At 59.6% G+C, this 18,866-nt stretch carries 16 protein-coding genes; 13 read left to right on the forward strand and 3 right to left on the reverse strand.

Annotation, left to right across the window (positions count from 1 at the left end):
* The first annotated feature begins 58 nt into the window (after positions 1–58).
* The 5 genes from FB555_RS01940 to FB555_RS01960 all read left to right on the forward strand — a co-directional run bounded on the left by FB555_RS01940 (position 59) and on the right by FB555_RS01960 (position 6,125).
* Positions 59–370: a metal-sensitive transcriptional regulator gene (locus FB555_RS01940; protein WP_182483747.1), complete on the forward strand. Its 312-nt coding sequence runs from the start codon at positions 59–61 to the stop codon at positions 368–370.
* Positions 371–424: 54 nt separating this feature from the next.
* Positions 425–2,518, forward strand: a complete 2,094-nt coding sequence (locus FB555_RS01945) for a heavy metal translocating P-type ATPase (RefSeq protein ID WP_425485590.1) — start codon at positions 425–427, stop codon at positions 2,516–2,518.
* 18 nt (positions 2,519–2,536) lie between these two features.
* Positions 2,537–2,848, forward strand: a complete 312-nt coding sequence (locus FB555_RS01950; RefSeq protein ID WP_182483749.1) for a metal-sensitive transcriptional regulator — start codon at positions 2,537–2,539, stop codon at positions 2,846–2,848.
* 188 nt (positions 2,849–3,036) lie between these two features.
* Positions 3,037–5,016, forward strand: coding sequence for an aconitate hydratase (locus FB555_RS01955; RefSeq protein ID WP_182483750.1), 1,980 nt, complete (start codon positions 3,037–3,039; stop codon positions 5,014–5,016).
* Positions 5,017–5,183: 167 nt separating this feature from the next.
* The gene (locus tag FB555_RS01960; RefSeq protein ID WP_182483751.1) at positions 5,184–6,125 is read left to right on the forward strand and encodes a DUF368 domain-containing protein; all 942 of its coding nucleotides are present in this window, start codon (positions 5,184–5,186) and stop codon (positions 6,123–6,125) included.
* Between the two features lie 77 nt (positions 6,126–6,202).
* Here FB555_RS01960 and FB555_RS01965 read toward each other — a convergent pair whose 3' ends face one another.
* Positions 6,203–7,003, reverse strand: a complete 801-nt coding sequence (locus FB555_RS01965) for a DUF1295 domain-containing protein (RefSeq protein WP_182483752.1) — start codon at positions 7,001–7,003, stop codon at positions 6,203–6,205.
* 104 nt (positions 7,004–7,107) lie between these two features.
* Between FB555_RS01965 and FB555_RS01970 the strand changes: the two genes are divergently transcribed.
* The 3 genes from FB555_RS01970 (at position 7,108) to FB555_RS01980 (ending at position 10,843) form a co-directional block, all read left to right on the forward strand.
* Positions 7,108–7,509: a RidA family protein gene (locus tag FB555_RS01970; protein ID WP_182483753.1), complete on the forward strand. Its 402-nt coding sequence runs from the start codon at positions 7,108–7,110 to the stop codon at positions 7,507–7,509.
* Between the two features lie 15 nt (positions 7,510–7,524).
* Positions 7,525–8,532: a linear amide C-N hydrolase gene (locus FB555_RS01975; protein ID WP_182483754.1), complete on the forward strand. Its 1,008-nt coding sequence runs from the start codon at positions 7,525–7,527 to the stop codon at positions 8,530–8,532.
* 436 nt (positions 8,533–8,968) lie between these two features.
* Positions 8,969–10,843, forward strand: coding sequence for an ABC transporter ATP-binding protein (locus tag FB555_RS01980; RefSeq protein ID WP_182483755.1), 1,875 nt, complete (start codon positions 8,969–8,971; stop codon positions 10,841–10,843).
* Positions 10,844–10,850: 7 nt separating this feature from the next.
* Here FB555_RS01980 and FB555_RS01985 read toward each other — a convergent pair whose 3' ends face one another.
* Positions 10,851–11,750 (reverse strand): LysR family transcriptional regulator, encoded by a 900-nt coding sequence (locus FB555_RS01985; RefSeq protein ID WP_182483756.1) that lies wholly within the window; start codon positions 11,748–11,750, stop codon positions 10,851–10,853.
* Between the two features lie 113 nt (positions 11,751–11,863).
* Between FB555_RS01985 and FB555_RS01990 the strand changes: the two genes are divergently transcribed.
* From FB555_RS01990 to FB555_RS02000, 3 genes are all read left to right on the forward strand, one after another.
* Positions 11,864–12,796 (forward strand): EamA family transporter, encoded by a 933-nt coding sequence (locus FB555_RS01990; RefSeq protein ID WP_220475740.1) that lies wholly within the window; start codon positions 11,864–11,866, stop codon positions 12,794–12,796.
* 159 nt (positions 12,797–12,955) lie between these two features.
* Positions 12,956–14,416, forward strand: coding sequence for a glyceraldehyde-3-phosphate dehydrogenase (locus FB555_RS01995; RefSeq protein WP_182483757.1), 1,461 nt, complete (start codon positions 12,956–12,958; stop codon positions 14,414–14,416).
* Between the two features lie 50 nt (positions 14,417–14,466).
* Positions 14,467–15,429 carry an EamA family transporter gene (locus FB555_RS02000; protein WP_182483758.1) on the forward strand — a complete coding sequence of 321 codons (963 nt, stop codon included), beginning with the start codon at positions 14,467–14,469 and terminating at the stop codon, positions 15,427–15,429.
* Positions 15,430–15,589: 160 nt separating this feature from the next.
* Here the strand turns inward: FB555_RS02000 and FB555_RS02005 are convergent, their stop codons facing one another.
* Complete coding sequence (locus FB555_RS02005; RefSeq protein WP_182483759.1) at positions 15,590–17,212, reverse strand: DEAD/DEAH box helicase; 1,623 nt, start codon at positions 17,210–17,212, stop codon at positions 15,590–15,592.
* A 267-nt stretch (positions 17,213–17,479) separates the two neighbouring features.
* Between FB555_RS02005 and FB555_RS02010 the strand changes: the two genes are divergently transcribed.
* Both FB555_RS02010 and ftsR read left to right on the forward strand, forming a co-directional pair.
* Positions 17,480–17,992: an FHA domain-containing protein gene (locus FB555_RS02010; protein WP_182483760.1), complete on the forward strand. Its 513-nt coding sequence runs from the start codon at positions 17,480–17,482 to the stop codon at positions 17,990–17,992.
* Complete coding sequence (ftsR, locus tag FB555_RS02015) at positions 17,993–18,691, forward strand: transcriptional regulator FtsR (RefSeq protein WP_182483761.1); 699 nt, start codon at positions 17,993–17,995, stop codon at positions 18,689–18,691. It abuts the gene before it with no gap.
* Positions 18,692–18,866 lie beyond the last annotated feature (175 nt).

The following is an 18,866-nucleotide window of genomic DNA, read 5'->3' on the forward strand; positions in this document are numbered from 1 at the left end:
CAAGGCCGCCACCCGTACTCTGCTCCATCCTGAATTGCTAAATCGTTAGGAACGTACGATGCCACATTCATCCGAACCCTCCACGCAACCCCACGGCTACATCAGTGATAAGGACCAATATCTCAAGCGGATGGGGCGCATCGAGGGGCAAGCCCGCGGCATTTCCAAGATGATCGACGATGAGAAATATTGCATCGACATCCTCACCCAGATCAGCGCGCTCACCAGTGCGCTGCAGGTCGTCGCGCTCGGGCTGCTCGAGGACCACCTCACACACTGCGTTCTCGATGCCGCGAAGCTCGGTGAAGACGAGGCTGCGGTAAAGATCAAGGAAGCCAGCGATGCGATCCGTCGTCTCGTTCGTTCCTAATCAACACCAACCTCACCCATATACCCTAACGGGGTATAGCCTAATCGTATGCTGATGCCTCCAGACCACGATGCTCACCACGTTTCCGATCTCACCCGCGAGGAGCATGAAGGACACGAAGCTCCAATGGCGGGTTCCGGTCATGGGGGGCACGGAGCAGGTCATGGCGGTCATGGTGACCATGTGGGGCAGTTCCGCCGGCTGTTCTGGATCAACCTGATCATTGCGGTCCCGGTGGTGACGTTGTCACCCATGTTCGCGATGATCCTTGGTTACGAGGTCCCCGGGTGGGCGACGTTCATCGCCCCCATCCTCGGCACCGTTATGTATGTGTGGGGTGGGTGGCCGTTCCTCAGCGGCGCGGTCAGCGAGATCAAGGGCCGTAAGCCCGGCATGATGCTGCTGATCGGCCTTGCGATCACGGTGGCGTTCCTGGCCTCGTGGGGTGCGACCCTTGGGTTGCTGGACCACGAGCTGGAGTTCTGGTGGGAGCTGGCACTGCTGATCGTCATCATGCTCCTCGGTCACTGGGTCGAGATGCGTTCCCTCGCGCAGACCACCTCCGCCCTCGACTCCCTGGCGGCATTGCTACCGGACGAGGCTGAACGTGTCGAGGGCGACCTGATCGTGAAGGTCGCTCCCGCTGACCTGCAGGTTGGTGACGTTGTCGTCGTTCGGCCTGGCGGCAGCGTCCCCGCGGACGGCAGGATCGTCGACGGCACTGCCTCCATGGACGAATCCATGATCACCGGCGAATCCCGCCCCGTGATGCGTGGTGTCGGAGACACCGTGACCTCGGGCATCGTCGCGACGGACTCGAGCCTGCGGGTGAAGATCACAGCCACCGGTGACGATACCGCGCTGGCGGGGATTCAGCGGTTGGTGACCGAGGCGCAGAACTCCTCCTCTCGTGCGCAGCGGATCGCCGATCGCGCTGCCGGACTGCTGTTCTGGTTCGCGCTCATTGCCGCCGTCATCACGATCGCCGTGTGGACGCTCGTAGGCAACTTTGATGCTGCTGTGGTGCGGGGCATCACCGTCCTGGTGATCGCTTGCCCGCACGCGCTGGGCCTGGCAATCCCGCTGGTGGTGTCGATCGCGACCGAGCGCGCCGCGCGCGGCGGCGTGCTGGTGAAGGATCGTCTTGCGCTGGAGAACATGCGTACTGTTAATGCGGTCCTGTTCGACAAAACGGGCACGCTCACCAAGGGCGACCCCACGGTCACCGCCGTGCAGCCGGCCGGCGATCTGGAAGCGGATCAGGTCCTCGCGATTGCCGCGGCCGCCGAATCCGACAGCGAGCATCCCTTGGCAAAAGCGATCGTACGCGCCGCGCAGGAGAAGAAGCTCTCGCTGCCGAAGGCGTCTGGGTTTTCGTCCTCCCCGGCGGTCGGTGTTACCGCGACAGTGGGCGGACGAGAGGTCCGCGTGGGTGGACCGAAGTTGCTCGACGAGGTCGGTGCCTCGGAGATCGATCAAGCGGACCAGTGGCGAGGCGAGGGCGCGATTATTCTCCACGTCGTCCAGGACGGCGTGGTCATCGGCGGCCTCAAGCTGGCTGACGAGATTCGCCCCGAATCCCGCGAAGCCGTCGATGCCCTCCACAAGCTCGGTATCGAGGTGGTCATGATCACCGGCGACGCGCAGGCCGTGGCGGACGCGGTCGGCGCCGAGCTTGGCATCGACCGCGTCTTTGCCGGAGTCCGTCCCGAGGACAAGTCCGCCAAGATCGCGGAACTGCAGAAGGAAGGCAAGAAGGTGGCGATGGTCGGTGACGGCGTCAACGACGCCCCCGCCCTCGCAAAGGCCGACGTCGGCATCGCGATCGGCGCTGGCACCGACGTCGCGATCGCGTCCGCCGGAGTCATCCTCGCCAGCTCTGACCCACGTTCGGTACTGTCAGTGATCGAGCTGTCCCGCGCCACGTACCGCAAGATGAAGCAGAACCTGTGGTGGGCCGCCGGATACAACCTGTTGTCCGTGCCGCTGGCTGCGGGAGTGCTCGCCCCCATAGGTTTCGTGTTGCCGATGTCGGTGGGAGCGATCCTGATGTCGCTGTCCACGGTCGTGGTCGCTCTCAACGCTCAACTTTTGCGTCGGATCAATCTCGGCCCCGAAGCAAGCACCCGGGCCATCCTAGGCCGCTAGAACGTCAAGGAACTGAAAATGACCACAATGCCCCTCACACACGAACATCCGCACGGGTACATCACGGACAAGGAGAAGTATCTTCAGCGGCTCCGTCGCATCGAAGGCCAAGCCCGTGGGGTTTCTCGGATGGTCGATGAGGAGAAATACTGCATCGACATCCTCACGCAGATAAGGGCGCTCACCAGGGCCCTGCAGGTTGTCGCTTTTGGGCTTCTCGACGACCACCTCAAGCACTGCGTACTCGACGCCGCCCGCTTGGATGGTCCCGATGCGGAAGTGAAGATCAAAGAGGCCAGTGACGCGATCGCCCGCCTCGTCCGGTCCTGACCGGCCAATCGATCAGGCAGCCAGTTGTCCTAGTGCTACTTACGGTGCAGCAGAGGCGCGGACAAATTCTTTCATTACAGAGGGTAGCCATCGTCACAGCGTTGGCTTAGGTTGGAAATTACCGTGGAACTTTTGCCGGATGCCGCGGCTCGAAGAATCCCGGTGACATTCGAGTAAGGAGAATCGCAGTGGCTTACAACGTCGCCCAGAAGCTCATCGCTTCTCACCTGCTGAGCGGGGAGATGACGCCCGGGACTGAAATCGGTCTTCGCATTGATCAGACCCTCACCCAAGATGCAACAGGCACTCTCGTCATGCTCGAGCTGGAAGCGCTGGGACTTGATCATGCGCGCACCGAAGTGTCCGTGCAATATGTCGACCACAACCTGTTGCAAGCCGACAGTAAAAACGCGGAGGACCACGACTTCCTTCGCTCGGCGTGTCAACGGTTCGGCCTGTGGTTCTCCAAAGCTGGAAACGGCGTATCGCACCCGACCCATATGCAACGCTTTGGCATTCCGGGCAAGACGATGGTTGGCTCTGACAGTCACACTCCGGCTGCAGGCTCGCTTGGCATGTTGGCCATCGGCGTGGGGGGAATCGAGGTGGCCCTCGCAATCGCCGGTGAACCGCTCTACATCAGAATGCCCGAAATCTGGGGCGTCCGGCTAACCGGCGAGTTACCGCCATGGACGAGCGCGAAGGATGTCATTTTAGAAATGCTGCGCCGACATGGTGTGAAAGGCGGCGTTAATCGGATTATCGAATACTACGGGCCGGGCCTCTCAACCCTCACCGCCATGGACCGACATGTAATTGCCAATATGGGCGCCGAATTGGGGGCGACCACCACGGTCTTCCCGGCGGACGAGCAAGTAGAGGTTTTTCTTCGTGCAGAACAGCGTGGGGATGACTTCACTGAACTGCTTGCTGATCCGGATGCCGGCTACGACGTCACCGAGGAAATCGACCTGTCTACCATCGTGCCGCTCATCGCCTTGCCCAGTTCACCAGGCAACGTCGTGCCGGTGCGAGAAGTCGCTGGTCGACCGGTTGAGCAGGTCGTGATTGGGTCATCAGCAAACCCAGGATTGCGCGACTTCGCAATCGTTGCGGCAATCATGAAAGGACGTCAGTCATACCCGGGCGTATCCTTCGACGTCAACCCCAGTTCCCGGCAGATTCTCCAAGATCTGACCCGGATGGGAGCTACCCTTGATTTGATTAGCGCCGGAGCGCGGCTGCACCAGTCGGGCTGTATGGGTTGCATCGGTATGGGGCAAGCCCCGGCGAACGGGCGCAACAGCCTGCGCACGATGCCACGCAACTTTCCGGGCCGCTCAGGCACCCAAGAAGACTCGGTCTATCTGTGCTCGCCAGAGACGGCTGCGGCGGCGGCGCTGACAGGAAAGATCACAGACCCTCGAGATCTGGAGGAGCTGTTTAGTTTGAAGTACCCCACGCTCCAATTGCCCGCAATGTCGAGCGTGAATCTGGCCATGCTTGAGGGGCCCTTGCCTCCGAAAGTGGCCGCTCGAGTGAAGCTCGTTAAAGGTGAAAATATCTCCTCACTGCCGGTCTTTCCACCTCTCGCCGATCGCATCGAGGCACCGGTCATTTTGGTGGTGGGCGACGACATATCGACCGATGAGATTCTGCCAGCGGGCGCACGAGTGTTGCCGTACCGGAGCAACATCCCCAAGCTCGCCGAATTCACCTTCGATCAGATTGATGAAACGTACCCGACTCGCGCCGCCACAACCCGTGACAGCTCAGGCCACATTGTTGTCGCGGGGGCCAACTACGGGCAAGGTTCCTCGCGGGAGCATGCCGCGATCACGCCCCGCTTCCTCGGCTTACGTGTGGTGCTGGCCGTTTCATTTGCACGCATCCATTGGCAAAACCTTGCCAACTTTGGCGTGCTCGCTCTCGAGTTCACAGATGCGGCCGATCACGACCGCATCCAGCGTGATGATGTGTTGGTTCTGGTCGGCATTCGCGATGCCCTCTTGGCCGGGTCCGAGATCACCGTCCACAATAAAACTCGCGATGAGGATTATGTCGCGCGGCATCGCCTCTCGACGCGGCAGGTCGACATGCTTCTCGCAGGCGGCCTCATCCCATGGTTACAAAAACGACGAGCGGGCGAGAGTAGCGAGCGAGCCTAAACAGGCCGCTACGTATTGCTTTGCCTAACGGCTTATAGATAGTCGTCAGGTGCATGCGCTGCTTGGTACGTTTCTCCCTAACTCCTGAGAAGTTACGGCATCGGCGACCCCTCATAATGTTCGCTCGATAGTCTGAAAGTTGGTGTAAATTTTGAGGGGCAACAAACATGAACCATGCGGTCGGTCGGGCAATTGTTAACGTTGTTCGTGGGGGACTTATTGGCGTCGCTGAAGTGATTCCCGGGGTGAGTGGCGGCACGATTGCCCTGATTGTTGGTGTCTACGAGAGCCTTATTGACGGCGCGGGGCACCTGGCCCGGGGGGTCGCAAATCTCGTTGTCGATGTTCCACGGGGTCGAGGCGCTCGACGCGCGAGGACGCACTTTTCACTCGTTAAATGGGCCGTCGTTCTTCCCGTGGGCGTTGGCATGTTGGTAGCGATTGTGATTGCTGCAGCGTTGGTGGCGCCACTGATCGAATCGCATCCCGAGGCGACCAAGGCTGTTTTTGCGGGACTCATTGCTACCTCTCTCATCGTCCCCATCCGCATGGCGGGGCTCCCGTGGCGCGTTCGTGACGTTATTTTGGCGTTCGGTGCAGCAGCTCTTACTTTCTTTCTCATGGGGTTCGCGCCGCTTCCGCCAGCGCAACCGTCTCTCATTCTGGTGGGAGTTGCTGCCGCTTTTGCTGTCTGCGCTTTGGTTCTGCCGGGAGTTTCGGGGTCTTTTTTACTCCTAACGGTGGGCATGTATGCGCCAACTTTGGGCGCTGTGAATGACCGTAACTTTGCCTACTTAGGGGTCTTCGTTCTCGGTGCTCTCATCGGGCTGGGATTTTTCGTTTCGGGGCTGCAATGGCTGCTGGCTAACCACCACCGCCTGACGCTGGTGATCATGACGGGACTCATGCTGGGCTCTCTTCGGGCGCTCTGGCCGTGGCAAGACGAGCAGAACGTGCTTCTTGCCCCCAGCGGCAACGTGGGTGCTTATGTTGGTCTCTTTATCGCGGGAGCCGTTGGTGTTCTCGTTTTGATCGTGATTGAGTTGCGTTTGGCCAAGAGCGGCTTGATCGAGATGGATGTACCTGAGAAAACTCTCGCGTCAGCTTGAGGCATTTTCAGGCCGAGTACCCTGCACCAGCAGTGATTGGTCAGGAGAAATTTTCCCCGCTGTCCCAGGGGCACGATTTAGCGATGTGGCCAGGGGATGAGGACGCTGGTTCGGCGCTGGTAATCGGCATACTCCGGGTACTTGGAACGGGAAATCTCTTCTGTAAACCGTGTCGATCCAATGAACAAGACGGTCAGAAGGAGTGCTCCGAGCACGGTTATCTGCAAAATTGTTCCCGCCGCGGCAGCGCCGAAGAAAAAGATAACCCACCACTGAGACTGTTCCGCAAAAAAGTTGGGGTGGCGTGAAAACCTGAAGAGACCCGTCTGTAAGAAGCGCGCTTCCGGGGTCCGCCCGGCAGCGATTTCGGCGTACTTATGCGAGTAAAAGTTCCATTGCTGCTGATCCGCCACGGTCTCAAGGGCGAGAAATGCGAGGAACGCGACGGTCAAGATGATCTCAAGCGGCCCGAACTGGGTGGATCCAGAGGCCAGAACCGTATAAGCGGGTAGGGCAATGAGCAACAAAATGATGTTCTGATACACCACGATGAAGAACAGATTAAAAATCTGAAATTGACCAGAGGACATACGCGCGCGCAAAACTTTCCAGCGATAATCCTCGCCGCCCCGGGCATACCCGCCCTTTCGGGCGAAGTTGAACGTGAGCCGAATTGCCCAGAGGGTAACCAAAACTGCCATGACATTCAGGATTGGATTCGCAAGATTCGCACCGGCGGCGAAAACCCACACATACACCGCGGGAACAATGGACCAAATGCGGTCAACCCATGATGTGTCTTTCGTGATGAGAGAGAGTATCCAGGTCAGCATGCAGGTGCCGACAAGGATCCATAAATTGACGACGACCGTATCCATCCGTTGTTCCTCCGTCACTCATGTTAGAAGAAACCTGCTCAGGAGAGCCGATGATCTTGATTCGCGTGTCTAGGCCACGTAGCACACGGCCCTAGGCTTGCTCAATGACCTACGAACGCACTCTCATTTCCTCGGGCTCCGTTTACGAGCCTGTTGTTGGCTACTCGCGGGCGGTGCGCGCTGGAGACTTCGTCTTTATCGCGGGGACGACCGCAGGTTCTCCAGATGGCGCGATTGGTGGCAACGACGCTGCCCTGCAAACACGCGAAATCTTCGTGCGCTTGGCGGCTGCCCTTGAGCAGGCTGGCGCAACTTTCGCCGATGTTGTGCGCACCCGCATTTATCTCACCAACATGGCTGACTTCGACGCCGTCGGACGCGTGCACGGGGAGTTTTTCGCAGAGATTCGCCCAGCCGCCACTGCCGTTGAGGTCAGTGCCCTCGCAGCCCCCGATATGCTCGTGGAGATTGATGTCGATGCCATCATCGGCTCCGCCGCTAAATAGAGAGAAAGAACTCCTATGTGCACAAACTTCAAGACCCCGACCGCAATCGATGGCACCGTGACAGTTGGGCGTAGCCTCGAGTTCCCTACGCTGTTGCCCACATCCCTTGCGGTTCTTCCCAGCAACCATGCCGGTGCATCCGTCGTTCCCGTTGGTCACAACTCAGCGCTGACGTGGACCGCCTCTTACGGCGTCGTTGGCCTGGCGGCCTTCGGCAACGCTCAATGGATGCTCGATGGCATGAACACCGCCGGTCTCTCAGGCCACTTGCTTTACATGCCTGGTTTCTGCACGTACGCTCCCGCCAAAGATGACGCTACCGATGTCTCTGAAGTCGACCTCCTTGCTTTCCTACTGGGAACGTGTGGTTCGGTCGCCGAGGTGAAGGAAGCGGTGAAGTCCGTCAACGTTTGGGGCTATGACCCGGGCATGGGCTTTGCCCCGCCCAGTCACTTTCTCTTCCACGACACCACCTCCTCGATTGCCATCGAGTTCCGCCCCGAAGGAATGAGCGTGGTGGATAACCCCACGGGCGTTGCCACCAACTCTCCTTTCCTTGACTGGCACCTCGTAAACGTGAACAACTATGTGGGCTTCAGTGCCACGGTTGACGGACCTACCCAGATTGGTGGTCAGACGTTTAAGGCGCTCGGCCAAGGCGAAGGTGTGCGTGGCATGCCCGGTGACTACACGCCACCATCGCGCTTCATTCGCGCGTTGTCTCTGGTGCAGTTGGCCGATCAGCCCAAGACCAGCACCGAAGCCGAGCAGCTTGCACTGCATATCCTGAACACCTTCGATATTCCCGCTGGCCTCATCAAGGAACCGGGCGCCAACGGCGAAATCATCGATTCAATCACCGTGTGGGATGCCATTGCCAACCTGTCGGAACTGCGTTACGCGTATCGCACTCACAGCGACCCCACCGTATATGTTGTAGATCTCAAGACCACCGACTTCACTGCTTCCGCTCGCACGGTTGAACTCTCGTGGGCCGGGGACTTCACTTCCGTCACGGTTTAGTGTTCAGGCGAGCGGCATGTGCTTTTCGGAATTAACAACGTAGAAGCTTAAAAGACGAAGACCTCCGGTACTGGAGTGAGTGGTGTTATCCACTTCAGTACCGGAGGTTCTCGTCCTTATAACTCACACCACGCTGGTTACAGCCTGTCTGGGAGTTAGCGTTAGCCCTGACGGCTCTTCGCGGCGGCCTTGTCTTTCTTGTCGGCGCGCTTTTCCTTCAACGTCTTAGAAGCGGCGGTCTTGCCGGTTTCTTTCTTTTTGTCAACTCGCTCTGCCATGTGATTTCTCCCTCGAGGCCGAGGTGGCCTATTGCTCTAACCGTAGCCCCCTTTGGTGTGTGATGGCCGGGAGTGCATCGGCGAGGCCTTGATGTCTCGTGGGCCCTGGCGATGGCGGTGGAGAAATTGGGAGCATGGGAAGTCGTAGGCTCTTCAGCATGAGTATGCATGGTGGTGGTGGCCAAAGGGGTAGTGGCCGCGGTGGTCGAGTGTCGCGTTCCGACGTCGCTGCTCAGCGCGAAGAAAACAAGGCAGCGCCGCCGATCCCCGATCTCTTCAAACGGATTGTCGCCCTTTTTGCGCCGCACAAAGTTGCCCTGAGCTTTACCGTAACCCTCGTTCTCATCAGCGCGGCGATCACGGTGATCCCCCCGCTACTGATTGAGCAGGCCTTCAACCAAGGCCTCTTTCCGCCCTCGGGCATCCCGAACATGCCCCTTCTCCTCCGCCTGGTGGGAACCATGGTGATGATCTGGATCACCTCAGCCGCCCTGGGCGTGCTGCAGACCTACCTTACGGAGTCCGTGGGGAACAAGGTGATGGGGGCCCTGCGCATCCGTCTCTTCTCGCATTTGCAAGCCATGGAACTGGCGTTCTTCACCAAGACGAAGACCGGCGTTATTCAGTCCCGATTGCAAAATGACGTCGGCGGTGTGGCGAGCGTCTTGAGTAACACCGTTTCCAGCATCCTGGGCAACACGGTCACCGTTATTGCCGCGTTCATCGCCATGCTGATTCTGAGCTGGCAGCTCACCGTTGTGGCGGTCATCATGCTACCGCTCATGGTTTTTGCACAGCGCAAAGTTGGTCAGGTTCGGGCGCGCATCGCGACGAAGACGCAGGAGTCGCTCAGTGAGATGTCCGCCATCACGCAGGAGGCGCTGAGCGTCAGTGGCATTCTTTTGGCCAAAAGTTTCTCGCAGCAGAAGGCCGAGGTCGCTCGTTACGACGCCGAGAACCACGTGCAGATGGACCTGCAGGTTCGCCAGGCCATGAGTGGCCAGTGGTTTTTTGCCACCGTGCAGATCTTTCTCTCCTCCATTCCCGCCGTCATCTACGTGATGAGCGGCTACCTGATTCTGGGTAGCGTACCCGTCACGATCGGAACCGTGGTGGCCTTCACTACTGTTCAAGCCAGGCTGCTTTTCCCCATGATGGGGTTGCTGCGGGTAGCCCTGGACCTGCAGACATCGCAGTCACTTTTTGCCCGAATTTTTCAATACCTCGACTTGTCGCCTGCCATCATCGATGCTCCGAATGCCCGAGCCGTTTCGCCCGCAGCCCTGGGCCGCGTTGAATTTGTGGGGGTCGACTTTCGGTATCCCGACACAGAAGCCCGATCACGCTTGACGCTCAAGAACATCTCCTTTGTTGTGGAGCCCGGCCAGTACGCGGCCTTTGTAGGTCCGTCGGGGTCAGGCAAGACGACGATCTCCTATCTGATTCCGCGCATGTATGAAGCGTCCAAGGGTCACATTATGTTTGCCGGCGAAAACGTCACAGATCTGCAGCAGGATTCCCTTGTGGATCACATCGGTGTCGTCAGTCAAGAGACCTACCTCTTTCACGCCACGATTGCCGACAACCTTCGGTATGCCAAGCCCGACGCGACCGATGCCGAGCTTGAGGCTGCGGCGAGGGCCGCCAATATCCACAAGACCATCGTTTCGTTTCCTGATGGTTACGACACCATGGTGGGGGAGCGCGGATATCGTCTGAGCGGTGGTGAAAAGCAGCGCATCGCGATCGCCCGGGTGTTATTGAAAGACCCCGCGGTGCTGGTGCTGGATGAGGCTACGAGCGCCCTCGATACCGTCTCGGAGCGCATCGTGCAGAAGGCTCTGGATGTCGCCGCGCGCAACCGCACCACCATCGCCATCGCGCACCGCCTCTCCACCGTGATCAATGCTGACGTCATTTTCGTGATCGATGGTGGCGAGATTGTCGACCGGGGAACGCACGTTGAGCTCATGGGGCGCGACGGGGTTTACGCTCGCCTCGTCGCCGAGCAGATTCGCATGACGACCGCCTGATGACCGTCTAGAGATTCTCGGTAGCGAGCGCCGTCAACTCGGCGATCACTCGAGAGACGGATGCCCGTAACCGGGTCTCCGGGCGCGTCAAAATATCTATGTGGCGGCCAATCTCAATCCCGGCAACCGGCCGCAGGACGATTCCGGAATGAGCTTCCGGGGCGCCCGTGTAGCGGGGCATGAGCGAGACAGCGTATCCGCTGGCCACGATCGACGCGGCCACGTAGAACTCGTTGATGCGGTGCGTAATGTTCAGCGGCGCTCCGGCGGCCGAGCCGATTCTATTAAGGGCCCCAGTCAGAGGGAATCCGTCGTGAACAGAGATCCAGTTTTCGCTGACGAGCTGAGCCGGGGTGAGCTCTGTGAAACGCGCCAAAGGATGATCGACCGCGAGCGCAATATCGAGAGGCTCGTAGACGAGCGGCGTGACAGTAACGGAGCTGGGCCAGGCAGGGCTGTCTGGAAGTCGATGGGCCACGACAATGTCGTAGTCGGCAACCAGCAGCGGAAACTCTGCCTGGGCAACGTCTTCGTCGGTGCAACGCAGGGTGGGACCATCAGTTGAGATGAGACGGCGCAGGAGCGGGGCGAAGTACGTCAGCCCGGCACTGTGCAGTGCGGCAATCGAGACACTCTGATTCTCATCGTGGAGGTAAAGGTTGACCGAGCTCTCGGCTGTGGACATAGCCAGTGACACGTCAACGGCTGCCGCCGCCAATGCCCGGCCTGCATCGGTGAGCCCAATCGCTCGACCATTCTTCTGGGTGAGAGCAACGCCAACCTCGTTTTGAAGGGCGCTCAGCTGCTGGGAGACGGCCGAGGGTGTGACGAATAGTGCAGCCGCGACCGCGCTCAAACTGCCGCGCTCGGCAAGCTCGCGAATAATGCGAAGTTGGGTCAGGTCCATGGCGACGTCGTACTCTCAAGGGTGGGGAACATCCGCAAATATTAAGTATTGCTAATGTCTAGGTATAGATAACAGTACTTGACCTAAACTATTTCTCCGAGCAGTGTGGCAGTGTGATTATTCAAAAACTTCGGCGGTATAACGCCGATCTCCTCCTGCTCGGTGTGGCCCTGGTGTGGGGGAGCAGTTACCTGGCAACCAAGGTACTCACGTTGCACGGCAGCGTCTTTGCCATCTTGGCGAGTCGCTTTCTGATCGCCGCCATTGTGATGGTCGCGGTGTGGGCGATGCGCGGTCACCGGGCAGGCGAAGAACCACTCGGTCGACGTGGTTTCGCCGTGGCGGTCATCGTGGGGTGCACGCAGGCCCTTATCCTGAGCTTAGAAACCTGGGGCGTCAGCCTGACCAGTGCCACCAACGCGGGCTTAATTATCAGCATGACCATCGTGTTCACCCCTGTGCTCGAGTCGGTGTGGCTCCGCCGCTGGTTGCCCCGGCCTTATTTCATCGCGGCTACCGTGGCCGTTGTGGGCGTTGCTCTTCTCGTATCGGGAGCGGGGTGGCACGCGCCATCACTGGGGGATGCCCTCATGCTGGCCGCTGCCATCGTTCGTTCCTTCCACGTTACCGCGATGGGGCGGCTGACGGCCGGGCATCGCTACGGCTCCGTGAGCATCACACTGGTTCAGACGTTGGTGTGTGCCGTGCTTTTTACGGCGCTGGATGTTCCGGGCCTATCCTCGGCCATCACGACGTTCACCGGCGACGACTGGCTCATCGTTCTCTATCTCGCCGTAGCGTGCACTGTTTTTGCCTTTTTGGTGCAGCTGTGGGCGATTCGCCGCACCTCGGCGGCCCGTGTCAGTTTGTTACTGGGTACGGAACCCATTTGGGCCGTTGTCATTGGGGTGAGCCTCGGGGGAGAGGCCTTGGGTTGGCTGGGGTTTGTCGGGGCTGCTCTAATAATCGCGGGCAGTTATCGCGCGCAAGCCATCGAGACGCGTTTTCGCCACGGCCGTGGCGCAACCGCCCCTGCTGTGCTCTAGCCGCAGCATTTTCACCCATTGGAAATTGCGGGTGCAGTGACACGCGCATTTGCGCCTCGGGCACGTCTGAAATGGCCCAGAACGACCGGCGACCTTTGTCAGCAAAATAGGATGAGGGCAGCGCAAAGCTGCGCCCTTGAACAGGAGCGAAGCCCCAACATGGCCGTTACCCCCGATTCACATCCCGCAACATTCTCTGACCGCCAAGAACTGGCAGAGCGGCTCATTCCTCTCATCGGTGATCTTTACCGCAGCAATGGCGTAGAGCTCACCATTCACGGGCGAAGTCTGATCAACAGTTCCCCGTTGGCGATCGTCAAGGCTCACCGCTTTGCCCGCCATATCGACGGTGCCGAGCTCGATGTGGCGCGCACGCTCGAATTCGTTCATGCCCTCGTGGCGTTGAATCCTGGTCCTTCGTCAGTGGATGTCGCCCGTCTCCTTGCCGGCTATGTGGCGCTCGCACCCTCGACAACACCCACATCACTCTCCGAGTACCTCGCCGTTGAGCTGTCGAGCGTCGCGGGCAAGGGTGCCCCGCTCTGTGCCGCCGATGGTGCAGACGTTGTGCTCTACGGATTTGGTCGCATCGGTCGTCTGCTGGCCCGCATCCTGATCGGTCAGGCTGAGAACGGTCGAGGTTTGCGTCTTCGCGCCATCGTCGTGCGCAAGGGAGACGAGAAGGACCTCATCAAGCGCGCGAGCTTGCTGCGCCGTGACTCGATTCACGGACCCTTCGATGGCACTATCACGATTGATGCCGAGAAGAACCTCATTATTGCCAACGGCATCCCGATTCAGGTTATTTACTCGAACGACCCCACCACCGTGGATTACGTTTCCTACGGCATCGATAACGCGGTTCTCGTCGATAACACGGGTCGCTGGCGTGACGAAGAGAGCCTCGGGCAACACCTCAAAAACGAGGGTATTTCCCGCGTTTTGCTGACAGCTCCGGGCAAGGGATCGCTCAAGAACATCGTCTATGGCATCAACGAGGGCATGATTACCCCCCAGGACCTCATCGTCACGGCGGCCTCGTGCACGACAAATGCGATCACCCCGGTGCTCAAGGTTCTCAACGATGAATATGGCATCGAGTACGGTCACGTTGAGACCGTGCACTCGTACACCAACGATCAGAACCTGACCGATAACTTTCATAAGGGTGACCGTCGCGGCCGCTCGGCAGCCCTCAACATGGTGCTCACCGAAACGGGGGCGGCCAAGGCTGTAGCCAAGGCGCTTCCCGAGTTGGAGGGCAAGCTGACCGGTAACGCAATTCGGGTTCCCACCGCGGATGTCTCCATGGCCATCCTGAATCTCACTCTCACAAAACCGGCCGAGAAAGAATCGCTCAACGCCTTCTTGCGAAATGCCTCCCTGCACTCGTCGCTGCATGACCAGATTGATTACATCGACTCCCCGGAGGTCGTCTCCACCGACTTCATCGGCTCGAACCGGGCCGGGATCGTCGATGGGCTGGCGACCATCACGAGTGGCAAGCACGTGGTTGTCTACGTTTGGTACGACAACGAATACGGGTACAGCAACCAGGTTGTTCGGGTAATCAAGGAGCTGTCGGGCACGAACCTGCCGCTTATTCCCGCGCGTCGCTAAGGCTGCGGCAACCGCCTTCTAGACTGATCGCAACGAAGGGGATGCCTCGGGTGGATGCTGGGCAGAACCGTGCCGCGAATTCTGCCGGCGTGAGTGCCATCCTGATCGCATCCCTCATGTGGGGAACCACCGGGACCGCGGCCTCGTTCATTCCGGGAATTCCGCCGGCAACTATCGGCGCAGCGGCCATGGGAATTGGTGGTGTCATCTTGGGGCTCACCGCCGTGCGGGGAGTTCGTCGCGTGCTGCGCACTCCGGGCGCCCTTCCTCTTGTATTGCTCGGGGCGTTGGCTCTGGCGAGCTACACGCTTGTCTTTTACGTGGGTATGGCGTGGGCCGGTGTCGCCCTCGGTAACGTGCTGGCGCTCGGGTCAGCGCCTCTCTTTGCTGGCCTCATCGAATGGATCGTGGATCGTCGCCGAGTATCGGGCCGCTGGATTCTCGCCACGGCCATCGCCGTCATCGGGGGAGTCTTGCTCGTTGTGGGCCGTGATCACAGTGCCGATCGTCGGGTCGTGGATCTCGGAGTTCCTGCTGGCGTGCCGCCCGGCGTCGCCCCCAATTATGTTGTGGCGGGAATCGCGATCGCCCTGCTCGCCGGCCTCAGCTACGCCGTCTACACTTTTGTTGCCGCCCGTCTCATTGCCTCCCGCCCTGCGGCAGCACCCGTCAATCACCGTGCCGTGATCTCGTCCATTCAAGTCGTGGCAGCTCTTCCCCTCATTCTTGTGCTTGCTTTCACCGCCGGGCCAGTCATTGCGCAGCCGCTCAGCTGGGGCATCCTGCTGTACCTGGCCATCTTCCCGACGGCCATCGGCCACTCGCTCCTGGCGTTCAGCCTCGGTCGCATGCGGGCTTCGACTTCTACCGTGTTCTCGCTGTTCGAGCCCGTCGTCGCGGTCATGCTCGCCGCCACAATCGTGGGGGAGGCCATTACGCCGGTTGGCTGGCTCGGTCTCGCAGTCGTTATCGCCGGGCTCGCGCTCCTCAGTACTCCGACTCGTCGACCATAACTCTTCGGCATTCGAGCCTGTTTCGGAATCCCAGTCCGGCTTGGCACCCCAGCCCGGCGAGCTCCCGCCCGCGGCGGCCCGATATCCGTTTGCCGAGGGGGTTAACGAAGTTCTGCCCCGAATTTCTCCGGGGCAGAACAGTGATGGAACACAGGTTGCGTTAGCGACCCTGAGGTCGTGAAGCACGGGGTGGCCGTTCGCTGCGGTCGCGGCGAGGCATGCCCACGGGGTCGCCGTAGCCACCACGCGATGAGTTCGAGTCACGCGAACCAGCTTCACGAGTTGCCTGACCGGTGCCGGTGGAAGACGCCCGGCGAGGAGCGCCTGAACCCTGTGAAGTGTTGTCGCTGTAGCCGGTGCTGTAACTCTGGCCGCCACCCGAACGTGAACCTTGACCCGAACGTGCGCCCTGTGAGGAGCCGCCGTCGCGCGAGCCGGAACGTGAACCTTGGCTTGAGCCGCCCTCACGCGAACCCGAACCGGAGCGTGAACGCTGGCCGCCCTCGGAGGGACGACCCGAGCGGTCGGCACGCTTGCGCTGCGCGTTGGCGCCCATCGACTGGCCGCCACCTTGGGGGCGCTCGACACGAATCGATGGCTTGACGTATTCGGCAACCTCACCGATCAAGGCCAAAACCTCGGGGGACGTGGCCGTGACGGCGGTGGGCGTCACCGTGATGTCGGCCTTGCGCAAGAGTTGAGCGAGATCCTTCTTCTGAGGAGGCAAGCAAATGGTGACAACGTCACCTTCAGCGCCGGCGCGAGCGGTACGGCCCGAGCGGTGCAGGTATGCCTTGTGCTCCATGGGAGGGTCTACGTGGATAACGAGTTCAACGTCGTCCACGTGCACTCCACGAGCAGCAACGTCGGTCGCAACGAGCACGCGCACCGAACCTTCACCGAAGGCGGCGAGGTTGCGGTCACGTTGTGGCTGTGAAAGGTTTCCGTGCAGGTCAACCGAGGGGATGCCAGCATCCGTTAGCTTCTTGGCAAGCTTTTTAGCGTGGTGCTTGGTGCGCATGAACAAAATGCGACGACCGGTACCGGATGCGAGTGCCTGAATGAGGTCATTCTTGGCCTCAACCGAGGGCGTCTCGAAAACGTGATGCGTCATCTGGGCAACGGGGGAGTTGGCCTCGTCGACCGAGTGCAGAACTTCGTTGTGCAAGAATCGCGACACGATCTTGTCGACTCCGTTATCCAGCGTTGCGCTGAAAAGAAGACGCTGACCATCTTGAGGGGTTGCATTCAGAATGCGGGTCACAATCGGCAAGAAGCCGAGGTCGGCCATGTGGTCTGCCTCGTCGAGCACGGTGATCTCGATGGCATCGAGCTTCAAGAAGCCCTGCTTCATGAGGTCTTCGAGGCGACCAGGGGTAGCAACGACGATGTCGACGCCATCTTTGAGCGCAGCAACCTGACGATTCTGCGAGATGCCACCGAAGATGGTGGTCACGCGCAGGTCGTAGGCATCAGCCAGAGGGATGAGGACCGCGGTGATTTGCGTGGCAAGCTCACGGGTGGGAGCAAGTACGAGCCCTAAGGGGCGACCCGGGCGGCGACGGCCGCCAGCAAGCTTGGTTCCGAGACGAGCGACCATGGGGATGGAGAACGCAAGCGTCTTACCCGATCCGGTCTTGCCGCGGCCGAGAACGTCGCGGCCAGCCATGGTGTCGGGGAGAGTATCGATTTGGATGGGGAACGCATCCGTCTTGCCGTCGGCGGCAAGCGCCTTAACAAGGGGAGCGGGCACGCCGAGCGCGCCAAATGTGATTTCAGACAAGGTAATACCTTTTCGTTGGTACCCGGCGCGCGAAATGTCGCAAACTCTCCGGGAAAATGTGGCGAACATACCGAGGGGCACATCCGTTCGCCGTAAGAAAAATGTCAACCGATTTCGGTGAGGGAAGCGTTCTACGACGCAGGAGACACGCAAAAGTGGCTCAAGTCCCTCCATCCTAGCAGAAGACCGGATTCTTGTCTTCGATAGGAGAAAAGTGCACGAATTCCCTCCCTTTTTCGGGCGTGCATGCACGCCAAACTTCCGATAATGTTGGAACTCAAAGAAGGGAACCTGGTGGCAGATTCAGCGCAAGAAAAGGACACGAGTACCTCCGCTCAAGGTTTCCCGAGCCCCGATACGACGGCAACGTTTACGTCGCAGTTTGTCTCTCAACTGCAGGCAATTGAAGCTGTTGACGTTACCCCTGATGAGCAGGCGGCCATTGCTGCATTGCCCAGTGGTTCGGCTCTTCTCATCGTTCGCCGGGGCCCCAACATGGGGGCGCGTTTTCTTCTGGATGCCGATATCACAACAGCCGGTCGTCATCCTGACGCCGATATCTTTCTTGACGACGTCACGGTCTCTCGGCGGCACGCAGAATTTCGTCGAAACGGCACGGCATTTGAGGTTCGAGACCTCGCTTCGCTCAACGGCACCTATCGTGAAAATGAACGCATTGAACGTTCGCCGCTCACGGACGCCGATGAAGTTCAAGTTGGCAAGTACCGATTGACGTTCTTTGCTTCTCGCGTCGACCTCGCTCGAAACTCGAGCCTGTAGGTGTCAGCGGCAGCACACGCGACAACGTCAACCGCTCGGTCGTTGCTCAGTATTGGTCAAGTCCTTGCGAAGCTATCGCCTGAATTCACAGACCTGACACCGTCGAAGCTGCGCTTTCTCGAAGAGCAAGGTCTCGTGACCCCCGCTCGCACGGCATCCGGTTATCGCAAATTTTCTCCGGCAGACGTGGATCGCCTTCGCCTCGTGTTATCGATGCAGCGGGATCACTATCTGCCGTTGAAGGTTATCCGGCAGCATCTGGAAGAAATTGATTCTGGGGCGAACCCCGCATTGCCCAACGCCACGTCCCTTGCGGCCGACTCACTGCTGGTCTCCCGGATTCGGTACACCCGTGAAGAGGTTGCCAAAATTGCCGGGGCCAGCCTGAACCTTCTTCAAGACGCCGTATCGGCCGGCATGATCGAGCCAGCGGAAAGCTACGGCGAGGAAACGGTCGCCGTACTGACCGCCATCGCTGAATTACAGCGGTCGGGAATCGAACCCCGCCACATGCGCACGATGCGGGCGTCTGCTGAGCGGGAGTACTCGCTGATTGAACGCGCGCTCGTGCCGGTGACTCATCGGCAGGGAGCTGCCAGCAAAGCGCGGGCGGCCGAGCGTGCGCATGACATTGCCCGCCATATTGAAACGGTTCGGACTCAACTTCTTCGCCAGATCATTTCCCAGGAGTCGCGCTAGGCGTAGGCTCGGGGGATGCTTCTCTCGATTAGTGGGTGAGAGCACATAAGTGCGACACGCCGACAGTGAAAAATCGAATGTTCGGGGTAGGCATCAACTGCCTCGGTAAGTTGATAAAGCTTCAACTAGTGGTTGAGGTTTTATACCTCCCAAGTTTGACCAAAACGTGTATCAA

It is taken from the genome of Alpinimonas psychrophila (assembly GCF_014137865.1).
Taxonomy (GTDB): domain Bacteria; phylum Actinomycetota; class Actinomycetes; order Actinomycetales; family Microbacteriaceae; genus Alpinimonas; species Alpinimonas psychrophila.